Below are 4,311 nucleotides of genomic sequence, written 5' to 3'. Positions count from 1 at the left end.
TGTAAACTGACATAAATGAAAAAGCCCCGACCTTTCGGTCGGGGCTTTTTCATTTAGATGGTGCCCAAGGCCGGACTTGAACCGGCACGGCTTACGCCACTACCCCCTCAAGATAGCGTGTCTACCAATTCCACCACTTGGGCATTAAACGGTTGTTACTCTGTTTCTACTGGCTGAGGGATATCCGTTGCAGCGGGGAGTTCCGCCTCGACCGGGGCAATGGCCTCAGACTCGGGAATTTCCGCTTCCATGGCCTGTTTCACGGCTTCCAGTTCGGGCAACAGCTTGTCGCCGACTTTGGCACTGTCCTTGGCCATCACCGCCAGGGTAAAGCTGGTGATGAAAAACAGCGTCGCCATGATGGCGGTGGCCTTGGTGAAGAAGCCCCAGCTGCCGGCACTGCCGAACACAGTCTGCGAAGCGCCGGAGCCGAAGGAAGCACCCGCTTCGGCACCCTTGCCCTGTTGCACCAGGATCAGTCCGATAATGGACAGCGCGGTCAACAGGTGAACGATCAGTATAAATTTTTCCATTTTCCCACTTCGCGTTTGTGGTTATGCCAGTTTACAAATCTCGCCGAACTCGGCGCTGTCCAGGGAGGCACCGCCCACCAGCGCACCGTCGATATCCGGTTGCGCAAACAGCTCTGCCGCATTGGCGGCCTTGACGCTGCCACCGTAGAGCAGGCGGGTATTTTCACCCGTCGCACCAAGCCGCTGGCGTATGGCCCAATGCACTTGCTGGGCCTGTTCTGCCGTGGCCGTTTTACCTGTGCCGATGGCCCAGACCGGCTCGTAGGCTATCACCGCCGCGCAAACCGCTTCAAGACCCGCCGCCGCGATTACCGCGTCGAGCTGACGGGCGATCACCGCGAGGGTTTCGCCCTGTTCGCGCTGCACCAGGGTTTCACCGACACAGAGTATCGGGATCAGGCCCTCGGTCCCGGCGGCAATGAATTTGTCCGCCACCTGCTGATCGCTTTCCCCGTAGAGGCTGCGCCGCTCCGAGTGGCCGACTATCACATAGCGGCAACCGATATCGCGCAACATGTCCGCGGCGATTTCGCCGGTGTAGGCGCCCTGCCGCTGTTCAGAGACATTCTGCGCGCCCACGCCAATGGCGGAATCGGCCAAGGCCTCTAGCACCTGCGGGATATACACATAGGGCGGAAAAACAGCCACGTCCACCTCGAGACGAACCTGTGGCAAGCCTGCCACAAGGGCGGCAACCGACTCACGCGAACCGTGCATTTTCCAGTTACCTGCCACCAGGGGACGACGCATAACTAAGGTTTTCCCGGCCCTGAAAAGGGGCGCAATCTTAACGAAGTTGCCGCCAACATACAACCGATCGCACCGGCAATTTGCCGCCCCGCCGGGGCGATGGCAAGGCCGCGACGGGTTGCGGCCATCAGCCCACTTGCTCCGTCACCACCGCGGCGACCTTTTTCACCAGGCTGTCCACCAGCTGCGCGTCTTCGCCTTCCACCATCACCCGCACCAGGGGTTCGGTGCCGGAGGGCCGCAGCAATACCCGGCCGCGCTCGGCCAGCTCCTGCTCGGCCTCTGCCACCGCCTGCTGGATGCGCGGGAAATCCTCCAGGTCGAATTTCTGCTTGATGCGCACGTTGATCATCTTTTGCGGGTATTTTTTCATCCCCTTCTTCAACTTGTGCAGCGAGGTGTCCGTTTCACGCATGGCGTGCAACACCTGCAGGGCGGCCACCACGCCGTCGCCGGTGGTGGTCAGGTCGCTGCAGATGATATGGCCGGAACTTTCGCCACCCAGCTGCCACTTGCGCTCGCGCATCGCCTCGATCACGTAGCGATCGCCGACCTTGGCCCGGTAGAACGGAATGCCCAGTTCCTTGAGGGAGGTTTCCATGCCGAAGTTGCTCATCAGGGTGCCCGCCACACCGCTGCACTCGCCGCGCTGGTGGCGGTGTTTGGCGATCACAAACAGCAGCTCGTCGCCGTCCACCATGTGCCCCTTGTGGTCCACAAACAGCACCCGGTCGCCATCGCCGTCAAAGGCGATACCCATATCGGCGCCTTCGCGGGCCACCGCTTCCTGCAGCAGTGCCGGTTTGGTGGAACCGCAGTTTTCATTGATATTGAAGCCGTCCGGCTCCACCGCCATTTCCACCACCTCGGCACCGAGCTCCCGGAAGACATTGGGGGCGGTGTTGTAGGTGGCGCCATTGGCGCAGTCGACGACAATCCTGAGGCCCAGCAGGTTGCTGCCGGCAGGCAGCGTGCCCTTGCAGAACTCGATGTAACGGCCCGCCGCATCGGGCACCCGGTGCGCCTTGCCGAGTTTGCTGGAGTCTTCTGTCACCAGCTCGTTTTGCAGGTAGCGCTCGATGGCGAGCTCCACTTCGTCCGGCAGCTTGAAACCGTCGCCGCCGAAAAATTTGATGCCGTTGTCGTAATAGGGATTGTGGGAGGCGCTGATCACAATGCCGGCCTGGGCTCGAAAGGTGCGGGTCAGGTAGGCGATGGCCGGGGTCGGCATGGGGCCGAGCAGCGCCACATCGACACCGGCGGCAATCAGTCCCGCCTGCAGGGCGGATTCAAACATGTAACCGGATACCCGGGTGTCCTTGCCCACCAGAATCAGCTTGCGGCCCTTGGTCTGTTCGCTGAACACCTTGCCGGCGGCCCAGCCCAGTTTCAGGACGAAATCCGCAGTGATGGGATGCATGCCCACCCGACCGCGGATGCCGTCGGTACCGAAAAATGTTCTTGTCATGCTTGTCTCTCGATCGCTGTCATGATTTTCAGGGCATCGGCGGTTGCCGATACATCGTGTGTGCGGATGATTCGCGCCCCGCGCTGCACCGCCAGCATGGCCATGGCCACGCTGCCCACCATCCGTTCCGCCACCGGTTTGTCCAGGATGGCGCCGATCATGGATTTGCGCGAAACGCCTATCAGCAGCGGCAGGCCCAGTTCCAGCAAGGCCGGCAGGCCCCGCAACAGCGCCAGGTTGTGAGCCAGGGTCTTACCGAAACCGAAGCCCGGGTCAATTAATAGCCGTTCCCGGCCGATACCGGCCGCTTCACAGGCCGCCAGCCGCGCCATGAGAAAGGCCGTGACTTCCGCAACAATATCCCGGTATTCCGGGTTGTTCTGCATCTCCCCCGGCTCCCCCGCCATGTGCATCAGGCACACCGGCAAACCGGTTTCAGTGGCGGCGGCCATTGCCCCCGGGCGGCGCAGGGCGCGCACATCGTTGATCAGGCTGGCGCCGGCAGCTGCCGCGGCCAGCATCACCTGCGGGGTGCTGGTATCCACCGACACCGGCACGGCAAAACGTTCGGCGATGGCTTCAACCACCGGCACCACGCGCCGCAATTCCTCTGCTACCGGCACCGCTGCTGCGCCGGGGCGGGTGGATTCACCGCCGACATCAATAATATCCGCCCCCTCCAGCAACATGGCTTCAACCCGCTGCAACACCCGCGACAAATCCAGCCGGCCGTCGCCGCTGTGCAGGGCGCCGCCATCTGAAAAGGAATCCGGTGTGGTATTGAGCACCCCCATGATTCTGGGGACCTCGAGGTCGAGCTGAAAGCGACCAAACTGCATCAGTGCCGCCCTGCCGGCAGGGGCGCCGGCTGCGAAGCACTGCAAAGGATAGGTTTCGACATGGGCAAACGGGTCGGCACAGACTGGAAAGGAGGGTATCCCCGGCCCTCTCGGGCCGGGGTTCACATCAGTGATCGTTGGCGGGACCACCCACGGTGCCGCGATCATCGGAATCGCTGGCTTTGGGGGAGCCACCGCCCGGACCCGGACGGCTGCCGAGATCATGGTCGCGCCAGTCGTGGGGCGGGCGCACCGGCTTGCGGGCCATCAGGTCATCCACCTGCTCGGAGTCGATGGTTTCGTACTCCATCAGTGCCTCTTTCATGGCGTGCAGCACGTCGATATTGTCCTCGAGGATTTTCTTGGCGCGGGCATAGCACTCGTCCAGCACCCGGCGCACCTCGACGTCGATCTCCCGGGCGGTATCCTCCGAATAGGTGGTGTTGCCGGCACCGGGTACCTGGGATTCCTCCTCGCCGTACAGCACCGGACCCATTTTGTCGGACAGTCCCCAGCGCACCACCATGTTGCGGGCCATCTGGGTGGCGCGCTCGATGTCGTTGGATGCACCGGTGGTGACGCCATCGGCGCCGTGAATCAACTCCTCGGCGATCCGACCGCCGAACAGGCTGCACAACTGGCCCACCAGCTGGCGGCGGCTCATGCTGTATTTGTCCTCTTCCGGCAGGAACTGGGTGACACCCAGGGCGCGGCCGCGAGG

Annotated in this window: 4 protein-coding genes, 1 tRNA gene and 1 pseudogene; all 6 read right to left on the bottom strand. The window is 62.7% G+C overall.

Annotation, left to right across the window (positions count from 1 at the left end; all coding sequences use genetic code 11):
- Positions 1-58 precede the first annotated feature (58 nt).
- Positions 59-143: transfer RNA gene (locus tag ABY948_RS11455), tRNA-Leu, on the bottom strand.
- A 12-nt stretch (positions 144-155) separates the two neighbouring features.
- Positions 156-533, bottom strand: a complete 378-nt coding sequence (gene secG, locus ABY948_RS11450; RefSeq protein ID WP_461482668.1) for a preprotein translocase subunit SecG — start codon at positions 531-533, stop codon at positions 156-158.
- A 21-nt stretch (positions 534-554) separates the two neighbouring features.
- Entirely contained in the window at positions 555-1,283 is a 729-nt protein-coding gene (tpiA, locus tag ABY948_RS11445; RefSeq protein WP_461482667.1) for a triose-phosphate isomerase, read from the bottom strand.
- Between the two features lie 127 nt (positions 1,284-1,410).
- Positions 1,411-2,751 carry a phosphoglucosamine mutase gene (glmM, locus tag ABY948_RS11440; protein WP_461482666.1) on the bottom strand — a complete coding sequence of 447 codons (1,341 nt, stop codon included), beginning with the start codon at positions 2,749-2,751 and terminating at the stop codon, positions 1,411-1,413.
- A complete protein-coding gene (folP, locus tag ABY948_RS11435; RefSeq protein ID WP_461482665.1) occupies positions 2,748-3,590 on the bottom strand; it encodes a dihydropteroate synthase in 843 nt (280 codons plus the stop codon). The genes glmM and folP overlap by 4 nt, the downstream gene beginning before the upstream one ends.
- Positions 3,591-3,717: 127 nt before the next feature.
- Positions 3,718-4,311 (bottom strand): annotated as a pseudogene (locus ABY948_RS11430) (ATP-dependent zinc metalloprotease FtsH); the annotation flags it as partial.

Source organism: Porticoccus sp. (assembly GCF_041592135.1).
Classification (GTDB): domain Bacteria; phylum Pseudomonadota; class Gammaproteobacteria; order Pseudomonadales; family Porticoccaceae; genus Porticoccus.
Note: the sequence above shows the minus strand (reverse complement) of the source record. Positions and strands in the feature narration are given on the sequence as shown.